This is a genomic window from Lentzea sokolovensis (genome assembly GCF_033949975.1).
Lineage (GTDB): Bacteria > Actinomycetota > Actinomycetes > Mycobacteriales > Pseudonocardiaceae > Lentzea > Lentzea sokolovensis.
The window spans coordinates 479,244-498,355 of sequence record NZ_JAXAVU010000001.1; the positions used below are offsets into that span (position 1 = coordinate 479,244).

The 19,112-nt window shown below is 69.7% G+C and carries 23 protein-coding genes and 1 pseudogene; 8 read left to right on the plus strand and 16 right to left on the minus strand.

Annotated features, from left to right (window positions below; all coding sequences use genetic code 11):
* Window positions 1–15: 15 nt before the first annotated feature.
* The 7 genes from aroQ to SK854_RS02290 all read right to left on the minus strand — a co-directional run bounded on the left by aroQ (window position 16) and on the right by SK854_RS02290 (window position 4,524).
* Window positions 16–444 carry a type II 3-dehydroquinate dehydratase gene (aroQ, locus tag SK854_RS02260; protein WP_319973247.1) on the minus strand — a complete coding sequence of 143 codons (429 nt, stop codon included), beginning with the start codon at window positions 442–444 and terminating at the stop codon, window positions 16–18.
* Window positions 441–1,550, minus strand: coding sequence for a 3-dehydroquinate synthase (aroB, locus tag SK854_RS02265; protein ID WP_319973248.1), 1,110 nt, complete (start codon window positions 1,548–1,550; stop codon window positions 441–443). The genes aroQ and aroB overlap by 4 nt, the downstream gene beginning before the upstream one ends.
* A complete protein-coding gene (locus tag SK854_RS02270; RefSeq protein WP_319973249.1) occupies window positions 1,547–2,053 on the minus strand; it encodes a shikimate kinase in 507 nt (168 codons plus the stop codon). Before SK854_RS02270 ends, aroB begins: the two co-directional genes overlap by 4 nt.
* Window positions 2,050–3,249: a chorismate synthase gene (gene aroC / locus SK854_RS02275; protein ID WP_319973250.1), complete on the minus strand. Its 1,200-nt coding sequence runs from the start codon at window positions 3,247–3,249 to the stop codon at window positions 2,050–2,052. The genes SK854_RS02270 and aroC overlap by 4 nt, the downstream gene beginning before the upstream one ends.
* A 13-nt stretch (window positions 3,250–3,262) precedes the next feature.
* On the minus strand, window positions 3,263–3,715 hold the full coding sequence (locus SK854_RS02280) for an A24 family peptidase (RefSeq protein WP_319973251.1): 453 nt from the start codon (window positions 3,713–3,715) through the stop codon (window positions 3,263–3,265).
* A 120-nt stretch (window positions 3,716–3,835) separates the two neighbouring features.
* Entirely contained in the window at window positions 3,836–4,291 is a 456-nt protein-coding gene (locus tag SK854_RS02285; RefSeq protein WP_319973252.1) for a PTS sugar transporter subunit IIA, read from the minus strand.
* Entirely contained in the window at window positions 4,288–4,524 is a 237-nt protein-coding gene (locus SK854_RS02290; RefSeq protein ID WP_093588084.1) for a glucose PTS transporter subunit EIIB, read from the minus strand. The genes SK854_RS02285 and SK854_RS02290 overlap by 4 nt, the downstream gene beginning before the upstream one ends.
* A 116-nt stretch (window positions 4,525–4,640) precedes the next feature.
* On the opposite strand from SK854_RS02290, the gene SK854_RS02295 reads away from it, so the two are divergent.
* From SK854_RS02295 to SK854_RS02305, 3 genes are read left to right on the plus strand one after another with little or no spacing between them, the layout of a single operon-like run.
* Window positions 4,641–5,396, plus strand: coding sequence for a GntR family transcriptional regulator (locus tag SK854_RS02295; RefSeq protein WP_319973253.1), 756 nt, complete (start codon window positions 4,641–4,643; stop codon window positions 5,394–5,396).
* Window positions 5,393–6,703 (plus strand): PTS transporter subunit EIIC, encoded by a 1,311-nt coding sequence (locus tag SK854_RS02300; RefSeq protein WP_319973254.1) that lies wholly within the window; start codon window positions 5,393–5,395, stop codon window positions 6,701–6,703. Before SK854_RS02295 ends, SK854_RS02300 begins: the two co-directional genes overlap by 4 nt.
* Before the next feature lie 30 nt (window positions 6,704–6,733).
* Window positions 6,734–7,000 carry an HPr family phosphocarrier protein gene (locus SK854_RS02305; RefSeq protein ID WP_319973703.1) on the plus strand — a complete coding sequence of 89 codons (267 nt, stop codon included), beginning with the start codon at window positions 6,734–6,736 and terminating at the stop codon, window positions 6,998–7,000.
* Between the two features lie 198 nt (window positions 7,001–7,198).
* Here SK854_RS02305 and SK854_RS02310 read toward each other — a convergent pair.
* A pseudogene (locus tag SK854_RS02310) lies at window positions 7,199–7,735 on the minus strand (phosphatase PAP2 family protein); the annotation flags it as partial.
* A gap of 57 nt (window positions 7,736–7,792) precedes the next feature.
* On the opposite strand from SK854_RS02310, the gene SK854_RS02315 reads away from it, so the two are divergent.
* Genes SK854_RS02315 through SK854_RS02330 form a run of 4 tightly spaced genes read left to right on the plus strand, consistent with a single transcriptional unit; the run spans window position 7,793 to window position 11,044 of the window.
* Complete coding sequence (locus SK854_RS02315; RefSeq protein WP_319973255.1) at window positions 7,793–8,467, plus strand: response regulator transcription factor; 675 nt, start codon at window positions 7,793–7,795, stop codon at window positions 8,465–8,467.
* Entirely contained in the window at window positions 8,464–9,810 is a 1,347-nt protein-coding gene (locus tag SK854_RS02320) for a HAMP domain-containing sensor histidine kinase (RefSeq protein ID WP_319973256.1), read from the plus strand. The genes SK854_RS02315 and SK854_RS02320 overlap by 4 nt, the downstream gene beginning before the upstream one ends.
* Window positions 9,807–10,202: a hypothetical protein gene (locus SK854_RS02325; RefSeq protein WP_319973257.1), complete on the plus strand. Its 396-nt coding sequence runs from the start codon at window positions 9,807–9,809 to the stop codon at window positions 10,200–10,202. The genes SK854_RS02320 and SK854_RS02325 overlap by 4 nt, the downstream gene beginning before the upstream one ends.
* A 14-nt stretch (window positions 10,203–10,216) precedes the next feature.
* A complete protein-coding gene (locus tag SK854_RS02330; RefSeq protein ID WP_319973258.1) occupies window positions 10,217–11,044 on the plus strand; it encodes an SCO6745 family protein in 828 nt (275 codons plus the stop codon).
* A gap of 205 nt (window positions 11,045–11,249) precedes the next feature.
* Here the strand turns inward: SK854_RS02330 and SK854_RS02335 are convergent, their stop codons facing one another.
* The 7 genes from SK854_RS02335 to SK854_RS02365 all read right to left on the minus strand — a co-directional run bounded on the left by SK854_RS02335 (window position 11,250) and on the right by SK854_RS02365 (window position 17,747).
* Complete coding sequence (locus tag SK854_RS02335; protein WP_319973259.1) at window positions 11,250–12,068, minus strand: shikimate dehydrogenase; 819 nt, start codon at window positions 12,066–12,068, stop codon at window positions 11,250–11,252.
* 2 nt (window positions 12,069–12,070) lie between these two features.
* Window positions 12,071–13,300 (minus strand): endolytic transglycosylase MltG, encoded by a 1,230-nt coding sequence (mltG, locus tag SK854_RS02340; protein ID WP_319973260.1) that lies wholly within the window; start codon window positions 13,298–13,300, stop codon window positions 12,071–12,073.
* Window positions 13,297–13,785: a Holliday junction resolvase RuvX gene (gene ruvX, locus SK854_RS02345; RefSeq protein ID WP_319973261.1), complete on the minus strand. Its 489-nt coding sequence runs from the start codon at window positions 13,783–13,785 to the stop codon at window positions 13,297–13,299. Before ruvX ends, mltG begins: the two co-directional genes overlap by 4 nt.
* Window positions 13,772–16,441, minus strand: coding sequence for an alanine--tRNA ligase (gene alaS, locus SK854_RS02350; RefSeq protein ID WP_319973262.1), 2,670 nt, complete (start codon window positions 16,439–16,441; stop codon window positions 13,772–13,774). Before alaS ends, ruvX begins: the two co-directional genes overlap by 14 nt.
* 59 nt (window positions 16,442–16,500) lie before the next feature.
* The gene (locus SK854_RS02355) at window positions 16,501–16,770 is read right to left on the minus strand and encodes a hypothetical protein (protein WP_093588095.1); all 270 of its coding nucleotides are present in this window, start codon (window positions 16,768–16,770) and stop codon (window positions 16,501–16,503) included.
* Window positions 16,767–17,159 carry a DUF948 domain-containing protein gene (locus SK854_RS02360; protein ID WP_319973263.1) on the minus strand — a complete coding sequence of 131 codons (393 nt, stop codon included), beginning with the start codon at window positions 17,157–17,159 and terminating at the stop codon, window positions 16,767–16,769. The genes SK854_RS02355 and SK854_RS02360 overlap by 4 nt, the downstream gene beginning before the upstream one ends.
* A 93-nt stretch (window positions 17,160–17,252) precedes the next feature.
* Entirely contained in the window at window positions 17,253–17,747 is a 495-nt protein-coding gene (locus SK854_RS02365) for a DinB family protein (protein ID WP_319973264.1), read from the minus strand.
* Between the two features lie 152 nt (window positions 17,748–17,899).
* Between SK854_RS02365 and SK854_RS02370 the strand changes: the two genes are divergently transcribed.
* Complete coding sequence (locus SK854_RS02370; RefSeq protein ID WP_319973265.1) at window positions 17,900–18,478, plus strand: GNAT family N-acetyltransferase; 579 nt, start codon at window positions 17,900–17,902, stop codon at window positions 18,476–18,478.
* Here the strand turns inward: SK854_RS02370 and SK854_RS02375 are convergent.
* The gene (locus SK854_RS02375) at window positions 18,475–19,110 is read right to left on the minus strand and encodes a maleylpyruvate isomerase N-terminal domain-containing protein (protein ID WP_319973266.1); all 636 of its coding nucleotides are present in this window, start codon (window positions 19,108–19,110) and stop codon (window positions 18,475–18,477) included. The two genes, SK854_RS02370 and SK854_RS02375, sit on opposite strands and share 4 nt — an antisense overlap.
* Window positions 19,111–19,112 lie beyond the last annotated feature (2 nt).

Genomic DNA, 19,112 nt, shown 5'->3' on the forward strand with positions numbered 1-19,112 from the left:
TGGCATGACTCGGAACTAGCGCTTGAGCGCCAGCCAGCGCAGTGCCAGCAGGTAGCCCTCGACGCCCAGGCCCACGATCACGCCGCTCGCGACGGCCGAGATGACGCTGTGGTGCCGGAACTCCTCGCGCTGGTGGATGTTCGAGATGTGCACCTCGACCAGTGGCGCGGTGAGCTGGGAGCACGCGTCGCGGACCGCGATCGAGTAGTGCGTCCAGGCTGCGCCGTTGAGGACCACGGGGATCGAGGCGTCGGCGGCCTCGTGCAGCCACGCGACCATCTCGCCCTCGTGGGCGGTCTGGCGGACCTCGACCTCGAAGTTGAGTTCCTTGCCCTCGGCCACGCACAGGTCGACGAGGTCGGTGTAGGTGGTGCGGCCGTAGACGTCCGGCTCGCGGGTGCCGAGGCGGTCGAGGTTCGGACCGTTGAGGACGAGGACCCTCACAGCAGCACCTTTCCGGAACCGGTGGTCGGCTCGGCGGCGACGGCCGAGTAGGCGGCGGCGATCAGGGCCGGGTCCGGGCCTTCGAGGCGGCCGGGCTTGGCGAGACCGTCGAGGACGACGAAGCGGAGCACGCCCGCCTTGTTCTTCTTGTCGACCTTCATGCCCTCCATGAGCTGCGGGAGGGCGTCCGGGTCGTAGGAGGTCGGCAGGCCGAGCAGCTGCAGCACGCGCTTGTGACGGTCGGCCGTCTCGTCGTCCAGCCGGCCCGTGAGGCGGGCCAGTTCGGCGGCGAAGACCAGGCCCACGCTGATGGCGGCGCCGTGGCGCCAGCGGTAGCGCTCGCGGCGTTCGATGGCGTGGCCGAGGGTGTGGCCGTAGTTCAGGATCTCGCGCAGGTTCGACTCGCGCAGGTCCGTGGTGACGACGTCGGCCTTGATCTGGATCTTGCGGCGGACCAGCTCGGCGAGCACGTCGCCGGTCGGGTCCAGGGCGAGCGCGGGGTCGGCCTCGATCAGGTCGAGGATGACCGGGTCGGCGATGAAGCCGCCCTTCACGATCTCGGCCATGCCGGCGATGAGTTCGTTGCGCGGCAGCGTTTCCAGCGTCGCGAGGTCGACGAAGATCGCGTCCGGCTCGTAGAACGTGCCGACGAGGTTCTTGCCCGCGTCGGTGTTGATGCCGGTCTTGCCGCCCACGGCCGCGTCGACCATGCCGAGCAGCGTCGTCGGGATGTTGACCAGCCGCACGCCGCGCATCCAGGTGGACGCGACGAAGCCCGCCAGGTCCGTGACCGCGCCGCCGCCCAGGCCCACGACGACGTCGGAGCGCGACAGGCCGATCTTGCCCAGCACGTCCCAGCAGAAGCCGGCGACGGCCAGGTCCTTGCCGTCCTCGGCGTCGGGGACCTCGACGCGGTGCGCGTCGACGCCCACCGCCTTGAGCTCGTCGACCAGCACCTTCGCCGTCTCGGCCAGCGTCGGCTGGTGGACGATCGCGATCTTCGCCGTGGCCTTGAGGAACTCGACGATGTCGCCGAGAAGGCCGCGGCCGATCACCACGTCGTAGGCCTTCTCCGCGGCGACCCGGATGCGCACGGGCTCGGTCATGCTTGCTCTCCCTCGATCACCGCGTCGGTGACCTGTTCCGGGTCCAGCGAATCCGTCAGGACCTCGATCGTCGCGACCTCGCGGTACAGCGGCAGGCGCGCGTCCAGCAGCGCCTTGAACGTGGCGCGCGGGTTGATGCCGGACAGCAGCGGCCGCGAGGACGACAGCCCGGTGCGGCGCACGCCCTCGGCCATGCCCACGTTCAGGAACACGACGGTGTGCTCCTGGAGGCGCTCGCGGGTCGCCGCGGACAGCACCGCTCCCCCGCCCAGCGCCAGCACGCCCTCGTGCTCGACCAGCGCCTTGGCGACCGCTTCCTCTTCCATGGCACGGAAAACGGGCTCGCCGTCGTCGGTGAAGATGTCCGAGATGGGCTTGCCGGCCAGCGCGACGATGTCCGCGTCGGCGTCGCGGAACGGCAGGCCCAGGCGTGCCGCCAGCAGTTCGCTGACCGTGGTCTTGCCCGCGCCGGGCGGGCCGACCACGACGTAGCGCGGGCTCACATGCCCTCCCAGCGGGCTTCCAGGGCCTTGAGGTACGCGTGGGCGTTGCGGCGCGTCTCGTCGAGCGAGTCGCCGCCGAACTTCTCCAGCGCGGCCTCGGCCAGCACCAGCGCCACCACGGACTCCAGCACCACACCGGCGCGCGGCACGGCGCACACGTCCGAACGCTGGTGGATCGCGACGGCGGGCTCACCGGTGCGCACGTCCACCGTGGACAGTGCGCGCGGGACGGTCGAGATGGGCTTCATCGCCACGCGGGCGCGCAGGATCTCGCCGTTGGTGATGCCGCCTTCGAGGCCACCGGCGCGGTTCGAGCGGCGCGTCACGCCGACCGGGCCGCTGCCGCGGTCGATCTCGTCGTGCGCCTGCGAACCCCAGCGCTGGGCGGAGGTGAAGCCGTCGCCGATCTCCACGCCCTTCATCGCCTGCACGCCCATGAGGGCGGCGGCCAGGCGCGCGTCGAGGCGACGATCCCAGTGCACGTGCGAGCCGAGGCCCGGCGGGAGCCCGTAGGCGAGCACCTCGATCACGCCGCCGACCGTGTCACCGGCCTCCTTGACGGCCTCGACCTCGGCGACCATCGCGTCGGTGCCGCGGGCGTCGAAGCAGCGCACCGGCGACTCGTCGATCGCGGGCAGGTCGTCCGGCGTCGGCAGCGCGGAGTCCTCGGGCGTCACGGCCTTGCCGATGGACACCACGTGGCTGAGGATCTGCACGCCGAGCAACTGCTGCAGGAACTGCCGTGCAACCGTGCCCAGCGCCGTGCGGGCGGCCGTCTCACGGGCGGAGGCGCGCTCCAGCACCGGACGGGCCTCGTCGAAGCCGAACTTCTGCATGCCCGGCAGGTCGGCGTGACCGGGGCGCGGGCGGGTGAGGGCCTCGTTGCGGCCCGTCGTCTTGAGCAGGCTCGGGTCGACCGGGTCCGGCGACATGACCGTCTGCCACTTGGGCCACTCGGAGTTGCCGATCGTGACCGCGACCGGACCGCCCTGGGTCTTGCCGTGGCGCACGCCACCGAGGATCTCGACCTCGTCCTGCTCGAAGCCCATCCGGGGCGAGCGACCGAAACCGAGCCTGCGGCGCCCGAGCTGGGCGACCAGGTCCTCGGTGGTCACCTCCACTCCGGCGGGCATGCCCTCCAGGACGGCGACGAGAGCGGGGCCGTGTGACTCTCCAGCGGTGATCCAGCGCAGCACGTTCACAATCCTTTCACAGCGTCGTCAACGCCCAGGTGGCGGCCAGCAGCCCCGGTCCGTGCGGCACGGCACGGCTGCGGCGGAGCGCGGCGACGACGAGCGTGACCGCACTGGACAGGATCGCCGCAGGTAAGAGGGACGGCAGCGGGAGCGCCGCGCCGAGGCCGAGAGCGAGCTTCACGTCCCCGCCGCCCATGAGCGCGGGCCGGAAGCGCCGGACGGCGAGATGCGCGCCACCGAAGACGAGCGCCGAGAGCACCGCCGCTCCCAGTCCGTGGAACTGCAGGAGCAGCAGCGCGGCACCCAACGGGAGGGTCAGCGCGTCCGGCAACCGGTGGTGCCGCAGATCGATCATGGCGAGCACGATGCCGAACCAGGCCAGCAGGAACGACGAGGGTGGAGCGTCCAGGACGGCGGCGACCGTCCACAGGGAACCCAGCGCGAACGCGAGCAGGACCGTGGTCATGACACCACGGTCCTGCTCGGCACGACCTGGCACAAATTCCGCCCTGTCGTGAACGGTCCGTTCACGCACAGGCTTCACGGTGCCTCGAACGGGGCTGGGAGAACGCCCGGAACTACGGGTTCAGCGAGACCAGTCGAACAGGGCGTCGTTCGCCGCCACGTCGACGTCCAGCGCGAGGCCGGCCAGCGCCTCGGCGGACGCGTCCAGCGCGATCACCGGGCAGATCGGCGCGAACCCGGCCGCCTCGACCTCGGCCGGGTCCCACGTCACGATCCGCTGACCGGCCTGGACCTGCTCGCCCTTGACGACGTGCAGCTCGAAGCCCTCGCCCTTGCGCTTCACGGTGTCGATGCCGAGGTGGACCAGGATGGCCGCCCCGTCACCGTTGGCGACCACGAACGCGTGCGGGTGCAACGTGACGATGGTCCCGTCGAGCGGCGAAACCACATCGGACTTCGATCGAAGCGGCTCGACGGCCACGCCGGGGCCGACCATCGCCTCGGCGAAGACCTGATCCGGAACGGCGGAGAGCGCGACCACCCGACCGGCGACCGGGCTGCCGACGCGGAGGCTCACAGGAGGTCCTCGATGTCCGACGCGATGGTGTCCGCCTCGGGTCCGACGACGACCTGGACGACGTTGCCGGAGCGCATGACTCCGTGTGCTCCCAACGCCTTCAGGGCCTTCTCGTCCACGACGGAACCGTCCTCGAGCTCACACCGCAGACGGGTGATGCAGGGCTCGATCTCGACGATGTTGTCCCGTCCGCCCAGCGCGGCGAGGATCTTCTGAGCCTTCTCGTCAGCCACGTTCGTACCTCTCGTTCCCGTAACAGCGGTTGACACCCGCTCGGTGCGCGGAGCATTCTCCCGCACCAACTGGTCTAGACCGGAAAGTACCACTAGCGACGAGGGAGGTGAGTCGAGTGAACGAGATCGTGGACGGGCCCAAGCCCAAGCACGCGCAGTTGCGGGAGATCCTGCGACGGCTGGCCGAACAGGAACTCGCTCCGGGCTCGCCCATTCCGTCGGAGCGCGACCTCGCCGAGCGGTACGGAGTCTCTCGAATCACCGTGCGGGCCGCGGTCGGCCAGCTGGTCGCGGACGGCCTGCTCACACGGGCCAAGGGACGTGGGACGTTCACCGCCAAGCGGCGCTACGACCTGCAGCTCTTCCTGGCCTCGTTCACCTCGGACATGAAGGCGCGCGGGGTCGAACCCAGCACCGAGGTGATCAGCTGCGCCCAGGCGGCACCGGGCTCGAAGGCCTCATTGGGCCTGGAGGCCGACGAGTACGCGTACCGCGTCGTGCGGCTGCGCAAGGCCGACGGGGCACCGTTGGCGCTCGAGGCCGGCTGGTACAGCCCGCACATGCTTCCCGAGCTCGACCGATGTGACCTGACCGGGTCGATCTACGAGATCATCGCGACCCGGTACGGAATTCAGCTCGACCACGCGCGGCAGACCGTGTGGGCCGAGACCGCCGACGCGGAGACCGCGAAGGCGCTCGACGTCCGCAAGGGCAGCCCGCTCCTCGTGTTCAGGAGGGTCGCCAGCTCCGACGGGCGGCCCTGCGAAGACGTGACCTCCTGGTACCGGGGCGATCTCTACCAGGTGACCATGCAACTGGACCGGACCGTCCCGGGTTCCGGACCTAACTCCGCCAAGGGAGGTACCAAATGAGCGCCAGCGCCCCAGAGGCGACAGGCGGTCGCGGGTTCAAGGGCCTGGCCGGTATGCAGCGGTTCGGCCGCAGCCTCATGCTGCCGATCGCCTCACTGCCCGCCGCCGCGATTCTCCTGCGTTTCGGTCAGCCTGACCTGCTCGGCAAGGACGGCCTGGGCTGGAACAAGGTCGCCGCCGTCATCGGCGGTGCGGGCGACGCCCTGTTCAGCAACCTGCCGCTGCTGTTCGCCGTGGGTGTGGCCATCGGCTTCGCCCGCCGTGGCGACGGCTCGACCGCACTCTCCGCCGTGGTCGGCTTCGTCGTCACCCAGGCCGTGTTCAAGGCCATGTCTCCGATGGTGCTTCCTCTCGCCGAGGATCCCACCAAGCAGGAGCAGATCAACTACTCGGTGCTCACCGGCATCGTGGTCGGCCTGATCTCCGCCGTTCTGTGGCAGAAGTACCACCGCATCAAGCTGCCGCCGTACCTGGCGTTCTTCGGTGGCCGTCGCTTCGTGCCGATCATCGTCGCGGCAGTCATGATCCCGGTCGCGGTCGTCATGGGCCTCATCTACCCGTGGTTCGACAAGGGTCTGACCGCGGTCGGCGAGGCCGTCTCCGGCAGCACGATCCTCGGCGCCGGCGTCTACGGCGTGATCAACCGCCTGCTCATCCCGCTGGGTCTGCACCACATCCCGAACACGTTCATGTGGCAGGTCTTCGGCGAGTACCAGGTCGACGGTGCCACCAAGACCGGTGACATCCCGAGGTTCTTCGCGGGCGACCCGACCGCCGGCACGTTCATGAGCGGCTTCTTCCCGATCTTCATGTTCGCGCTCCCCGCGGCCGCGCTGGCGATCATCCACACCGCCAAGCCGTCGCAGAAGAAGATCATCGCCGGCATCATGGGCTCGGCGGCCCTCACCTCGTTCATCACGGGTGTCACCGAGCCGCTCGAGTTCGCGTTCATGTTCGTCGCGTGGCCGCTGTACGTCATCCACGCGTTCCTCACCGGCACGTCGCTGGCGATCACCAACGCGCTGGGTGTGCACGACGGTTTCGGCTTCTCCGCGGGTGTGATCGACTACCTGCTCAACTTCAACATCGCGACGAGGCCGTTGCTGATCATCCCGATCGGTCTCGTCTACGCGGCCATCTACTACTTCCTGTTCCGCTTCGTCATCACCAAGTGGAACCTGAAGACGCCCGGCCGCGAGGATGACGAGTCGCCGGAGGCCGACGAGAGTGTCGTCGGCAGCAGCGGTGACACCGCCGTGCGCGAGACCGCGGTGCGGGAGAAGCGCGCCACGAACGAACAGCAGTAAGCACAACCAGTACTACCGGGAGGAACCATCATGGCCGAGCGACGGGTCACCGTGGCCAGCAAGGTCGGACTGCACGCCCGGCCTGCCGCACTGCTGGCGAAGGCCGCCGCCGACCAACCGGTGACGGTCACCATCAGCAAGGACGGCGGCGAAGCCGTTGACGCGGCGAGTGTCCTGGGACTCATGACCCTGGGCGCTATGCATGGTGACGAGGTGGTGCTCAGCGCCGACGGGGACGGAGCGGATGCCGCTCTGGACGCCATCGCCGAACTGATCGCCACCGATCACGACGAGTGAGCCGGGTCGTGAGTGGTCTTGGTCGCCCCGATGGCCGAGACCACTCACGACCCACCCGAAGTGCAGCACGACACCCGCGGTCACGACGCCGGCCAAGGTCGACGGCGTGGCCTGCGGGTAGCTCACCATCAGCCAGACACCGCCCACGGCCAGCACGGGCGGCACGAGAAGTCCCGCGGTCCACTTGCGCAGCAACAGGAACGCGAGCGTCGAGACCAGCAGCGCCGCGCCGAGCGTGTCGCTGAACCGGTGCCAGCCGAGCGACACCGTCTCCGCCGCGACCGCCCCCGCGCCGATCGCCCCCGGCACCGCCACGACCAGCGCGAACCGCTTGGGCACGGCCATCGTCACCGCGATCACCGACGCCACCGCGGCCGTCGTGTGTCCACTCGGGAAGCTGTTGTGCACCAGCACGGCGTCGTCGTCCAGCGGCGGCCGCACCAGCACGTAGAGCTTCAGCACCTGCGCGCCCAGCACCGAACCGCCGAGCAGCAGCAACGGTGTCAGCGACTTCTTGCGTGCGAAGAGAATCACGAGGACAGCGGCGACAAGGATCGCCATGTCCACGTTGGACGCCCACGAGCGTTGGAGCGACAGCTCGGGCAACGCGGCGTTCTCCGCCTTCTGCCCGAACGACGTCCACACCAGCGCGAAGTACGTGAAGAGGAATCCCAGCAAGCTTCCGGCCATGACTTCGAGAGTCCGCGCGCCGCTCCATGGGAACGTGCACGGCATGTCATGGTTCCGCTACAGAACCGGCGCCGGTGCCGTCTCCTGCCGATAATGGATCTCGTGGCGATGGTCTTGCTGGTCGAGGACGACCCCGCGGTGCGTGAAGGACTCGGACTGGCGTTGCGCCGGCAGGGACACGACGTCCGGGCGGCGGGAACGGGCGAGGAAGGCGTCGAGAAGCTGCGCGAATCCCGCCCCGACATCGTGGTCCTCGACATCATGCTGCCCGGCATCGACGGCTTCGAGACGTGCCGCCGGATGCGCACGCACGCCGAGGTGCCGATCATCATGCTCACCGCGCGCGGCGACGACTTCGACGTGGTCGCGGGCCTGGAGGCGGGCGCGGACGACTACGTGGTCAAGCCCGTCGAACCGCGCGTCCTGGAGGCCCGCATCCGCGCCGTGCTGCGACGCACCGTCGCCGAGCCGTCCAGCCTCGAACGCCACGGCTCGCTGGTGATCGATCGGGCAGGCCTGCAGGTGCTCAAGAACGACGTGAAGGTCGCGCTGACCCCGACCGAGCTGAAGCTGCTGCTGGAACTCTCCCGCACCCCCGGCCGCGTGCTGACCCGCCAGCAGATCCTCGAAGCGGTGTGGGAGCACGACTACCTCGGCGACTCGCGGCTCGTCGACGCGTGCGTGCAGCGATTGCGCGCGAAGATCGAGGACGTGCCCTCCGACCCCGGCTACGTCCACACCGTGCGCGGCTTCGGTTACCGCTTCGGCCCGCGATGAGGTCGCTGTTCCGCGGCCTGCGCCCGAGGCTGATGGCCGCGTTCCTGCTGCTGACGGTGCTGGGCGCGGTGGGGGCGGCGGGTGCCTCCTACGCGACCGCCCGCACGTTGCTGCTGGCGGACGCGCAGGACAACTTCATGAACCCGCTCGTGAAGGACGTCCGCGACTACGCGCCCCGGCTGACCGTGCCGCCGGCGCAGCAGGACCTGGACGAGTTCGGCACGTACCTGCGCGGCTCGGGGGTCGTGCTGTACGAGGGCCTGCGCTCCAACACCGGCCCCGATCCGGCGTTCATCCCCGCCGAGATGCGCGAGATGCTCAAGACGAGCAGGACGACCCTCTGGCAGCGCCGCACCGACCTGACCGACCCGTACGTCGTCATCGGCATCCCGCTGCTGCGCCCGGACGGCGATCCGACCGGCGTGGAGGTGTGGTCGCTGCTGTACCTGAGAGGCCCCCAGACCGCCATCGACAGCTTCTCGACCGCCGCCTGGGTGGGCGTCAGCCTGGTGCTGCCCCTGGCGCTGGGGCTCGCGCTCTTCACCGCCCGCGGCGTGCTGCGTCCCGTCCGGCGCCTCGGCACCGCCGCCCGTGCGCTGGGGTCCGGCCGGCTGGACACCCGCGTCGACGAACGCGGCTCGGACGAACTCGCCGACCTGGCGCGCACGTTCAACCGCGCCGCCGAACGGCTGGAAGCCTCCCAGGCCGCGTCCCGCCGCTTCGTCGCGGACGTGTCCCACGAGCTCCGCACGCCGCTGACCGCGATGAACGCCGTGACCGCCGTCCTGGACGAGGACGCCGACACGTTGCCGCCCGACACGGCCGTCGCGGCCAGGCTGGTGTCGGCCGAGACCCGCAAGCTCACCCGCCTGGTCAACGACCTGATGGAGATCTCCCGCTTCGACGAGGGCCGCAACCTGCTGGAACTGGACGACTGGGACATCGGCACGGCGGTGCGCGACACGCTGGCCGCCCGTGGCTGGGCCGCGTCCGTCGAGGCTTCGCTGCCCGAGGGCGTGGTGGGCCGGGTGGACCGGCGCCGGCTGGACGTCGTCGTGGCCAACCTGGTGGGCAACGCGCTCAAGCACGGCGGTGTGCCGGTGCGTGTGAGCGTGCGGCCGGGTGTGATCGAGGTGTCCGATCACGGCCCTGGTATCTCTCCTGAGGCCCTGCCTCACATCTTCGACCGCTTCTACAAGGCAGACACGGCCCGCTCCCGTTCCGAGGGCAGCGGACTGGGATTGGCGATCGCATGGGAGAACGCACGCCTGCACGGCGGCACCATCGAAGCGGCCAACGCGCCCTCGGGTGGCGCGGTCTTCACCTTGCGCTTGCCCTGGTGACCCTCACGGCCTGCGGCATCCGCCCGACCTCGATCCTCACCGGGGCCGAGGCGCCGACGGTCTCGTCGCACACGCTGACCATCTACCTCGTGACGCCGCAACGGGACGGCCTGGTGCGCCGGACCCGTGACTACACCGGCACCGTCGACATCACGACGGCCATGAACGTGCTGCTGGCCGGGCTCACCGACGAGGAGAAGAAGCTCGGCCTGGTGACCGAGCTGCCCACCACGAACGACAAGGCGGTCGCCGTGCTGAACGTGATCGTGATGCCGGAGGGCATCGAACCGCCGACGTCCAAGTGGGCGGTGTTCCAGGTGCACTGCACGGCGCTGGCGAGCCGCGCGAAGGTCGCGGGAGTCGAGTCGCTTCCCGACGAGAACTGCCCGTAGGCATCATGTCGGTCATGGCTCACACCGCCCGTCGCATGTTCGAGCTCCTGGAGCCGATCTGCCTGGTGACCTTCTTCGCTCGCGAGTGCGGTGAGGAGCTGGCCGCACTCGGCCACCGCACCTACTGGGACGGCTACTTCGCGAGCCGCGCCGCGCAGCTGGGACGGGTGCCGGCGGAGGTCGTGCACGCGGCGTTCTACAACTTCGCCGACGGGGAGGCCGCTCGGCACATCCCGAGCGCGTGGGAGACGATCCCGCCCGAAGCATCGGTCGCCGCACGGGAGCGGGGCAGCGCGGCCTCCCTGCGGCGGATCCTCGGCGACGAACTGGCCGGCTCCCCCGGCCTGGTGCGCGCCGCCGACCTGACCACCAAGGCCGCGACGAGCGCGCCGATGGAGGGCCGGGTGATGTACGCCGGGATGCGCACTCTTCCGGTGCCCGGCGACCCGGTGGCCCGGCTGTGGCACTCCGCGACCATGCTGCGCGAGCACCGCGGCGACGGGCACATCGCCGCTCTCGTCGGCGCACGGATCGGCGGCACCGAGGCCCACGTGCTCTCCGCGCTGGCGATGGGCATCCACCCGGCGAAGACGTTCGGGCGCATCCACCACCTGCCGAAGAAGCGACTGGCCGCGGTCATGAACGGTTTGCGCGAACGCGGTCTCATCGACGCCGAAGGCCACTTCACCGACGCCGGTCGCGAGACCCAGCAAGGCATCGAGGCCCTCACCGACGAACTCGCCGCGGCGCCCTACGACGCCCTCTCCCCCGCCGAACTGGACGAGTTGGTCGCCGTGCTCGACCCCATCAGCGCGAAGCTGGTCGCCGCGGGATCGCGGTGACGTCAACGGGTCTTCCTGGGAAAGAGGCGGGACGCAGCGGCGGCCGTAGGCCGTGCGTCCCACCGACCGGCCCTCCCAAGGTGAGGAACACCGGCATGCGATGGCTCCGGCCGAGTGGCACATCGTCCGCAGCCAACGAGTCAGCCGTAGGCAACCACGGGCCTCGCGCACACCGGAATCGAACGGCCGAAGATCAAGACGAAAGTTACGCGCGGGCGGCCAGGGCGGCGTCGAGCGCCGACCTCATGACGTCCTGCGGCGCGGGCTTGCCGGTGAACTGCTCCACCTGCCCGAAAGCCTGGTGCAGCAACATGTCCAGGCCGGTGGCCAGTCGCGCCCCGGACGCCTCCACGGCCGCGGCGACCGGTGTGGGCCACGGGTGGTAGATCACGTCCAGCACGTAGGGCGCACGAGCCAGGTCGGCGGCCAGCGGCACGGTGGCCTCGGCGGGCACCGTCGACACCACGACGTCCGACGCGCCGGCCAGCACGCCGAGATCCACAGAGGACAGTTCCAGGACCTCGACGGTGATGCCGACCCTGGACGCGGTCTCCAGGGCCTCTCCCGCACGCGAAGGATCGCGCACCACAAGGGAAGCAGAAGAAATACCGAGCGCGGCGAACCCGGCCAGGGCGGCCGTCGCCGTGCCACCGGCACCCAACACGACGCCGTGCGTGCCGCTGGAGAACCCCTTCTCCCGCAACGCACCCACGACGCCGTCCACATCGGTGCAGTCGGCGTGCCACTCGGAGCCGTTGCGCACCAACGTGTTCGCCGCCCCCACCGCCGAAGCGCGCGGGGTCACGACGGACGCGAACGCCAGCGCGGCGCGTTTGGTGGGCATCGTGCACGAGAGGCCGACCCACTCCGGCCCCAGAGAGGCGACCAGAGCGGGAACTTCGGCCTCGGTGCACTCCAGGCGCGTGTACTCCCAGTCGAGGCCCAGGGCGGCGTACGCGGCGTTGTGCAGCACGGGGGAAAGCGAGTGCTCGATCGGCGAACCGATCACCGCGGCCTTGCGCACCACTAGTAGACGCCGTCCCTCTGTGCCTTCTGGTCGTTCGCGTTGTGCTCTTCGAACGTGTTCGCGAAGCACGACGTGCCGTCCGTCTGGCACTTCACGAAGTACAGGATGTCGCCGCCCTCCGGCTTGATCGCGGCGGCGATCGCCTGCTGCGACGGCGAGCCGATCGGGGTCGGCGTCAGGTTCTGGTTGATGTAGGTGTTGTACGGCCCTTCCGCGTTGCGGTCCGCGTCGGACGTGCGGATGTGGGGCTGGTTGTTCTTGTAGTTGATGGTCGAGTCGAACTGCAGGGGCATCGACTGCGGCTTCTTCTTGAGCCGGTTGTAGATGACCTGCGAGACCTTCGAGAAGTCCTTCTCGATGGCCTCCTTCTCGATCAACGAGGCGATGACCAGGACCTCGTACGGACGGAAGCCGGTGTTCATGGTGCCACCGGGAATGCCCGCGCCCTGCAGCTTCTGGGCAGAGGACACGACGACGCTGCGGATCAGCTCGACCGCGCTGACACCCGGTTTGACCTGGTAGACGCCGCGCATGATCAGGCCTTCGAGGCGGTACTGCGGCTCGGCGCGCTTCACGTCGGCCAGCGCCCAGTCCGGCACGCCGAGGGCGACCGGGTCGGTCTGCTCCGCGGCGGCCTTGATCTCGTCGCCGGTCAGGCACACCTTGGCGCCGTCCTTCTCCGTGCAGCTCGCGTCGGCCAGCAGGGAGTAGATGCCCTTGACGGTCTTGCCGTTGGCCTGGATGTCGGTGAGCTTGAGGCCACCGACGACCTGGACGGCCGGGACGCGCGTCTTCGGGTCGATCATGCGGGCCACGGCGTTCTGGCCCGACATCTTCGTCTTCATCAGGTAGAAGCCGGGCTGGATCGACGTCACGCGGGCGTCGGTCTTGCTGGCCTCGGTGAAGGCGCGCGCGGAGGCGATGACGCCGTTGTCGTACAGGGTCGACGCGATCTTGCTGACCACGTCGCCGTCCTGGACCTCGACGATGGCGTCGGCCTCACCGGTACCGGCGAAGTCCTCGAACGAGCCGATGCCGCGCAGCTCCTTGTAGCCGTAGTAGGCACCGCCCATGCCGACGGCGAGAATCAGCGCCACGACGAGCCACAGGACCGTCTTCTTGCGCTTCTTCGCTTTGGCACGGGCGTTGTCCCGGCTGCGGTCGCGCTTGACCGGCCGTCTCTCGTCCGCTTCGGGGTCGGTGAACAACCCGAGATCGTCGCCGCTCACACCTCGTCCTTTCGGGCGGACACAACCCGTGCCCGTGCGTCCAGCCAAGACTGCAGGATCTCGACAGCGGCAGCCTGGTCGACCACGGCACGCTGCTTCTTGCCCTTCACACCGCGCTGTGCCAGCACCCGGCTCACCACAACCGTCGTCAGTCGTTCGTCGCTGAGCCGTACCGGCACCGGGGCGATGCGGCCGGCCAGGGCCGCAGCGTACGCGGTCGCCGAGTCCGCCGCGGGACCGTGCCGACCGGCCAGCGTCTTCGGCAGGCCGACCACGACCTCGACGACGTCATGTTCGGCCACGAGACGTACGAGCTCGGTGAGGTCCGAGCCGCGCTTCTCGTCACGCTGCAGGGTGACCAGCGGCGTCGCCAGAAATGCCGACGGATCGCTGAGGGCGACACCCACGCGAACCGATCCGACGTCGACGCCGAGCCTCCTGCCGAGGCCCGGGTCGCCGACATCAGTGGAATCAGCGCTGTTCAAGCACCTTGTCCAGTTCGTTGGTGAGGTTCGTGATGGCGTCGGGAACGCCGGCCGGGTTGGTACCGCCGCCCTGGGCCAGGTCCGGCTTGCCGCCACCACGGGCGGCGATGGCCGGGCCGAACACCGGGACGAGCTTGCCGGCGGCGAGACCCAGGTCGCGGGCGGCGGCCGTGGTGGCCACCACGAAGCTGACCTTGTCGCCGTCGACCGAGAACAGGGCCACCACACCGGGCCTGCTGCCCAGGCGGTTGCGGACCTCGCCACCGAGGGTGCGCAGGTCGTTGCCCGACACGCCCTCCAGGCCCAGGGCCACCAGCGACAGGCCGCGGATGTCCAGAGCCTTGTCGGCGAGGGCGCCGGCGTTGCCCAGCAGCTCGGCGGCGCGGACCTTCTCGAGCTCCTTCTCGGCGGACTTCAGGCGCTCGACCAGTGACTCGATCCGCTCGGGCAGGCCCTCGGAACCGACCTTGAGCATGTCGGAGAGGTTCTGCACGATGGCGCGCTCCTTGGCCAGGAACCGCATGGCCTCGATGCCGACGTAGGCCTCCAGGCGGCGCACGCCGGAACCGACCGAAGACTCACCCAGCAGGGTGATCGGGCCGATCTGCGACGAGTGCTCGACGTGGGTGCCACCGCACAGCTCACGAGACCACTCGCCACCGATCTCGATGACGCGCACGGTCTCGTCGTAGGTCTCGCCGAACAGGGCGACGGCACCCAGCTCCTGGGCACCGGCCATGTCCGTGTAGACGACGCTGACCGGCAGGTCCTTGCGCACGGCGAGGTTCGAGACCTCTTCGATCTCGCTGCGGGCCTCGGCGGACAGGCCACCGGTCCAGGCGAAGTCGAGACGCAGGTAACCGGGCTTGTTGTACGAACCGCTCTGCAGGGCCGACGGGCCGAGCACGTGACGCAGGGCGGCGTGCACGACGTGCGTGCCCGAGTGGCCCTGGCGGGCGCCGACGCGCCACTCGGGGTCGACGCGGGCCTCGACCTGCTCGCCCTCGCTGACCTCGCCGGAGCGGACGCGCACCTGGTGCACCCACAGCTTGCGGGCGACCTTCTGCACGTCGAGCACTTCCAGCTCGGCGTTGGCCGTGACGATCGTGCCGGCGTCGGACTCCTGGCCACCGGACTCGGCGTAGAGCGGCGTGCGGTCCAGCACGACCTCGACGATGTCGCCCTCGCGAGCCGACTTCACCCGAGCGCCGTTGTGCACGATGCCGCGCAGCGTGGCCTCGGAGGCGAGCTCGGTGTAGCCGGTGAACTCGGTCGGGCCCTGCTCCAGCAGCTCGCGGTACACCGACTGGTCGCCGTGGCCGGTCTTCTTGCCGGCGGCGTCGGCCTTGGCGCGGGCGCGCTGCTCGGCCATCAGCTTGCGGAAACCGTCCTCGTCCACGGACAGGCCGGCCTCGGAGGCCATCTCCAGCGTGAGGTCGATCGGGAAGCCGTACGTGTCGTGCAGCTGGAAGGCCTTGTCACCCGGCAGGATGGCGCGGCCGTCGGACTTCACCTCGGCGGCGGCGCCCTCGAAGATCCGCGAACCGGCGTCGAGCGTGCGCAGGAACGTGTCCTCCTCGGCCTTGAGCACCTGCTGGATGCGGGCGAACCCGCTGACCAGCTCGGGGTAGGCCTCGCCCATCGAGTCGCGGACGACCTCGGCGAACTGCTGCAGCACCGGCTCGTTCACGCCCAGCAGGCGCGACGAGCGGACGATGCGGCGCAGCAGGCGGCGCAGCACGTAGCCGCGGGCCTCGTTGCCGGGCGTGACGCCGTCGCCGACCAGCAGCACACCGCTGCGGGCGTGGTCGGCGATGACGCGGAAGCGGACGTCGTCGACCTCGTTGGCGCCGTACTTGCGGCCGGAGAGCTCCTCGGCCCTGGTGATGACGGCGCGGACCAGGTCGGTCTCGTAGACGTTGTCGACGCCCTGCAGCAGGTAGGCGACGCGCTCGACGCCCATGCCGGTGTCGATGTTCTTCGACGGCAGCTCACCGATGACCGGGTAGTCCTTCTTGGCACCACCCTCGCCGCGGATGTTCTGCATGAAGACGAGGTTCCAGATCTCCAGGTACCTGTCCTCGTCGACTACCGGGCCGCCCTCCTCGCCGTACTCGGGGCCGCGGTCGTAGTAGATCTCCGAGCACGGGCCGCACGGGCCGGGGACGCCCATCGACCAGAAGTTGTCCTCGACGCCGCGGCGCTGGATGCGCTCCAGCGGCATGCCGGCGACCTTCTGCCACAGCTCGATGGCCTCGTCGTCGTCCAGGTAGACCGTCACCCAGATGCGCTCGGGATCGAAGCCGTAGCCACCGTTCTCCTGGGAGTTGGTGATCAGCTCCCAGGCGAGCCGGATGGCGTCTTCCTTGAAGTAGTCGCCGAGCGAGAAGTTGCCGGCCATCTGGAAGAACGTGAGGTGGCGGGTGGTCTTGCCGACCTCGTCGATGTCCGGGGTGCGCACGCACTTCTGGATGCTCGTCATCCGCGGGGCGGGCGGCGGGGCCTCGCCGAGGAAGTACGGCTTGAACGGCACCATGCCGGCGTTGACGAACAGCAGGTTGGGGTCGTCGAGCAACAGCGAGGCGCTGGGGATGTACTTGTGCCCGGCCTTCTCGAAGTGCTCGCGGAAACGCTTGATGATCTCGTGGGTCTGCACGGGAAGTTCCTAAGTGTGTTGCTGGGGACAGTCAGGGCATGGTCACGGGGCGAACGGCGCTAGTGCTTCCCGTTCGCCCTGGGCGCTCGGCGCCCTGGCGTGAATCCCGTCTGACGTTCCACGGTGTCCTGCAACTCCTGTTCCCGTTCGGCCATCCCCGCGCGGACCTCGGCCCCGAAGGAACCGATGGCGCCGGCGAGTTCGCGCAGGCCTTCACCCACGTTAGTGCCGATACCGGCCGGAGTCGCCTGCTTTGCGACCTCGGCGGCCTTCTTCGCGGCGAACAACCCCGCCGCGGCGCCCAGACCGAACCAGAAGAGGCGGCTCACCTGGCACCTCGCTTCAGGCGGCGCTTGGCGTGCTTGTTCGGCTGCTCGGCGGCCTTGCGGCGGGCCTTGACGGCCTTGCTCACGCCGTAGGACAGCGCGGCGGCCTTCACCAGCGGCCCGCCGAGCGTGGCGGTGAACAGGCTGGTGAGCGCGGAGACGTTGCCGGTGACGGCGCGCGCGTTGGCCGTGATGCCGTCGACGCGCTCAAGCTGCGTGTTCACGTGCGTGAGCGTCGTGTTGGCCTCGACGAACAACGGGTCCGTGTTCTCGTGGGCCTTGCGCATCGCGATCGTGGCCTCGTCGAAGAAACGCGCCGCCTTGATCGCCACGATCCCCACGATGAGCACGAGCAGCACGAAGGCACCGGCGGCGAGCCACCCTGGCGACACGGATCCTCCTGGTGAACAGGCGTTCGGGCTTGGTTGCGGGTGAGATTACCGGGTAGGTCCGACACCCGACCGAGGGGCACCATTTGTTGATCTTCAACGACCGGTGGCGCCGTCGATCTGCTCGCGGATGATGTCGGCGTGGCCCGCGTGCCGGGCGGTCTCGGTGGTCATGTGCGCGAGTACCCACCGCAGCGTCTTCGACACGCCTTCGACCGGGGTCACCATCAGCGCATCGGGATGACCGGCGGCCTCGATCGCCCCGTCGCTGCCGGCGATCGCCGAGCGGTAGTCCGCGATCACCGTCGCCGCGTCGCGGTCGGCCGGGACGCTCATGCCGAACTCGGTGTCCGCGGACCACTCCGCGCCCGCGAGGTGGTGGCCGAACCAGTAGCGCTCGGCTTCGGCCAGGTGCTGGATCAGCCCGAGGATCGACGTGCCGCTGGCGACCATCGGCCGCCGCAGTTCGTCGTCGGTCAGCCCCTCCGCCTTCTTGAGCACGCAGTGCCGCTGGAACTTGAGGAACGCGTGCGCGACGTCGAGCTCGCCCGTGTCGACGCGCGGCACCGGCTCGCGCTGGGTCTCCGGCATGGCGGTCAACCTACGCACATCCAATTGGGACGGACCACTCATTGACTCGCGGCCGTCACAGCCTGTGAAATACCCGTCACACAGGGCTTGACAGCTCGGTCCTGCACAGCGTGAAGTTAGGCCACCCTGAGTTGACCCGTGCAGGAGGCCCAGTGAAGCCGGTGTCGCACCTGGACTCCTATCGGCCCCAGATCACGGCGGGCCCACCGCCCGTTCCGGACCTGTCGATGCCGTGGGAGGCCCGTGTCGCCCGTGCGGACGGCTACGACCTGCACCTCGTGCACCGCTGGAACCAGGCACCGCACGTGGCGGCGTTCTGGCGGCAGGCGTGGACGTTGCCCCAGTGGGAACGCCGGCTCGAAGAACAACTGGCGGGCGACGACGACCGGCCGTTGCTGATCAGCTGGCACGGCCGCCCGGTGATCTACGCCGAGGTCTACCGCGCGGCCAGGCACGCCGTCGCCCGCTGCTACCAGGCGCGGCCGCACGACCTCGGCCTGAACCTCGCGGTCGGCGAACTGGCCATGACCGACCGCGGACTCGTGCGGTCGCTGCTCCCCCGGCTCACCGACGCGTTGTTCGAGGCCGACCCGCACTGCACGCGAATCGTGCTGGAACCGGACGTGCGCAACACCCGCGCCATCAAGTCGTTCGAGGCAGGCGGGTTCGTGGCCGCGGACGAGATCATGCTGCCGGGCAAGCTCGCACTGCTGATGGTCTGCCGTCGCTAGAACGCCGTGATGTCCTGCGGTGCGCGTTCCTTACGACTGAGCGCGCGCACCACGTCGATGGCGCGGTGCTTGTTGAGCGCCATGCGGGTCAGCAGGTCGATGACGGCCTCGTTGACGGGGCGCGGGAACTCGGGCGTCTCCAGCCCGACGCTCACCGCGAGGTCGTCGGAGTGCACGACGAACTCCATCAGCCTGCTGAGCAGGTACTCGTCCAGCGGCACCGCCCACGGCCCCCAGTGCGGCATCCGGACACCCCGGTTCTCCATGCCCGGCAACGTCTTCGCGAGCTCGTCGAGGGTCTGCTCGAACCGGTCGCACAGTGCCGCGTGCCCTTCCGCCGCCAGCTTCTCGCCGCCCGCGCGGATGCGGGTGTGGAACTCGGAGTCGACGTCGAGATCGGTCCACTTCGCCCGCTCGTAGTGCTCCATCAGGCTGACGACCGGCTCGTCGCCCGCGGGGGTCCCGATCATGCCCGGCAGCGGCAGGGCCTGGTAGGCGACGTGCCCGGCGAGGCCGCTGACCCCGAACTCCGGCAGGGCGCTGGGCCGGTCCCAGTTCGCCGCGACCTGCTGGTGGCGCAGGAGGTCCAGGGCGACGCGGGCGGTGGTCAGGAAGTCTTCTCTGATCGTCACGT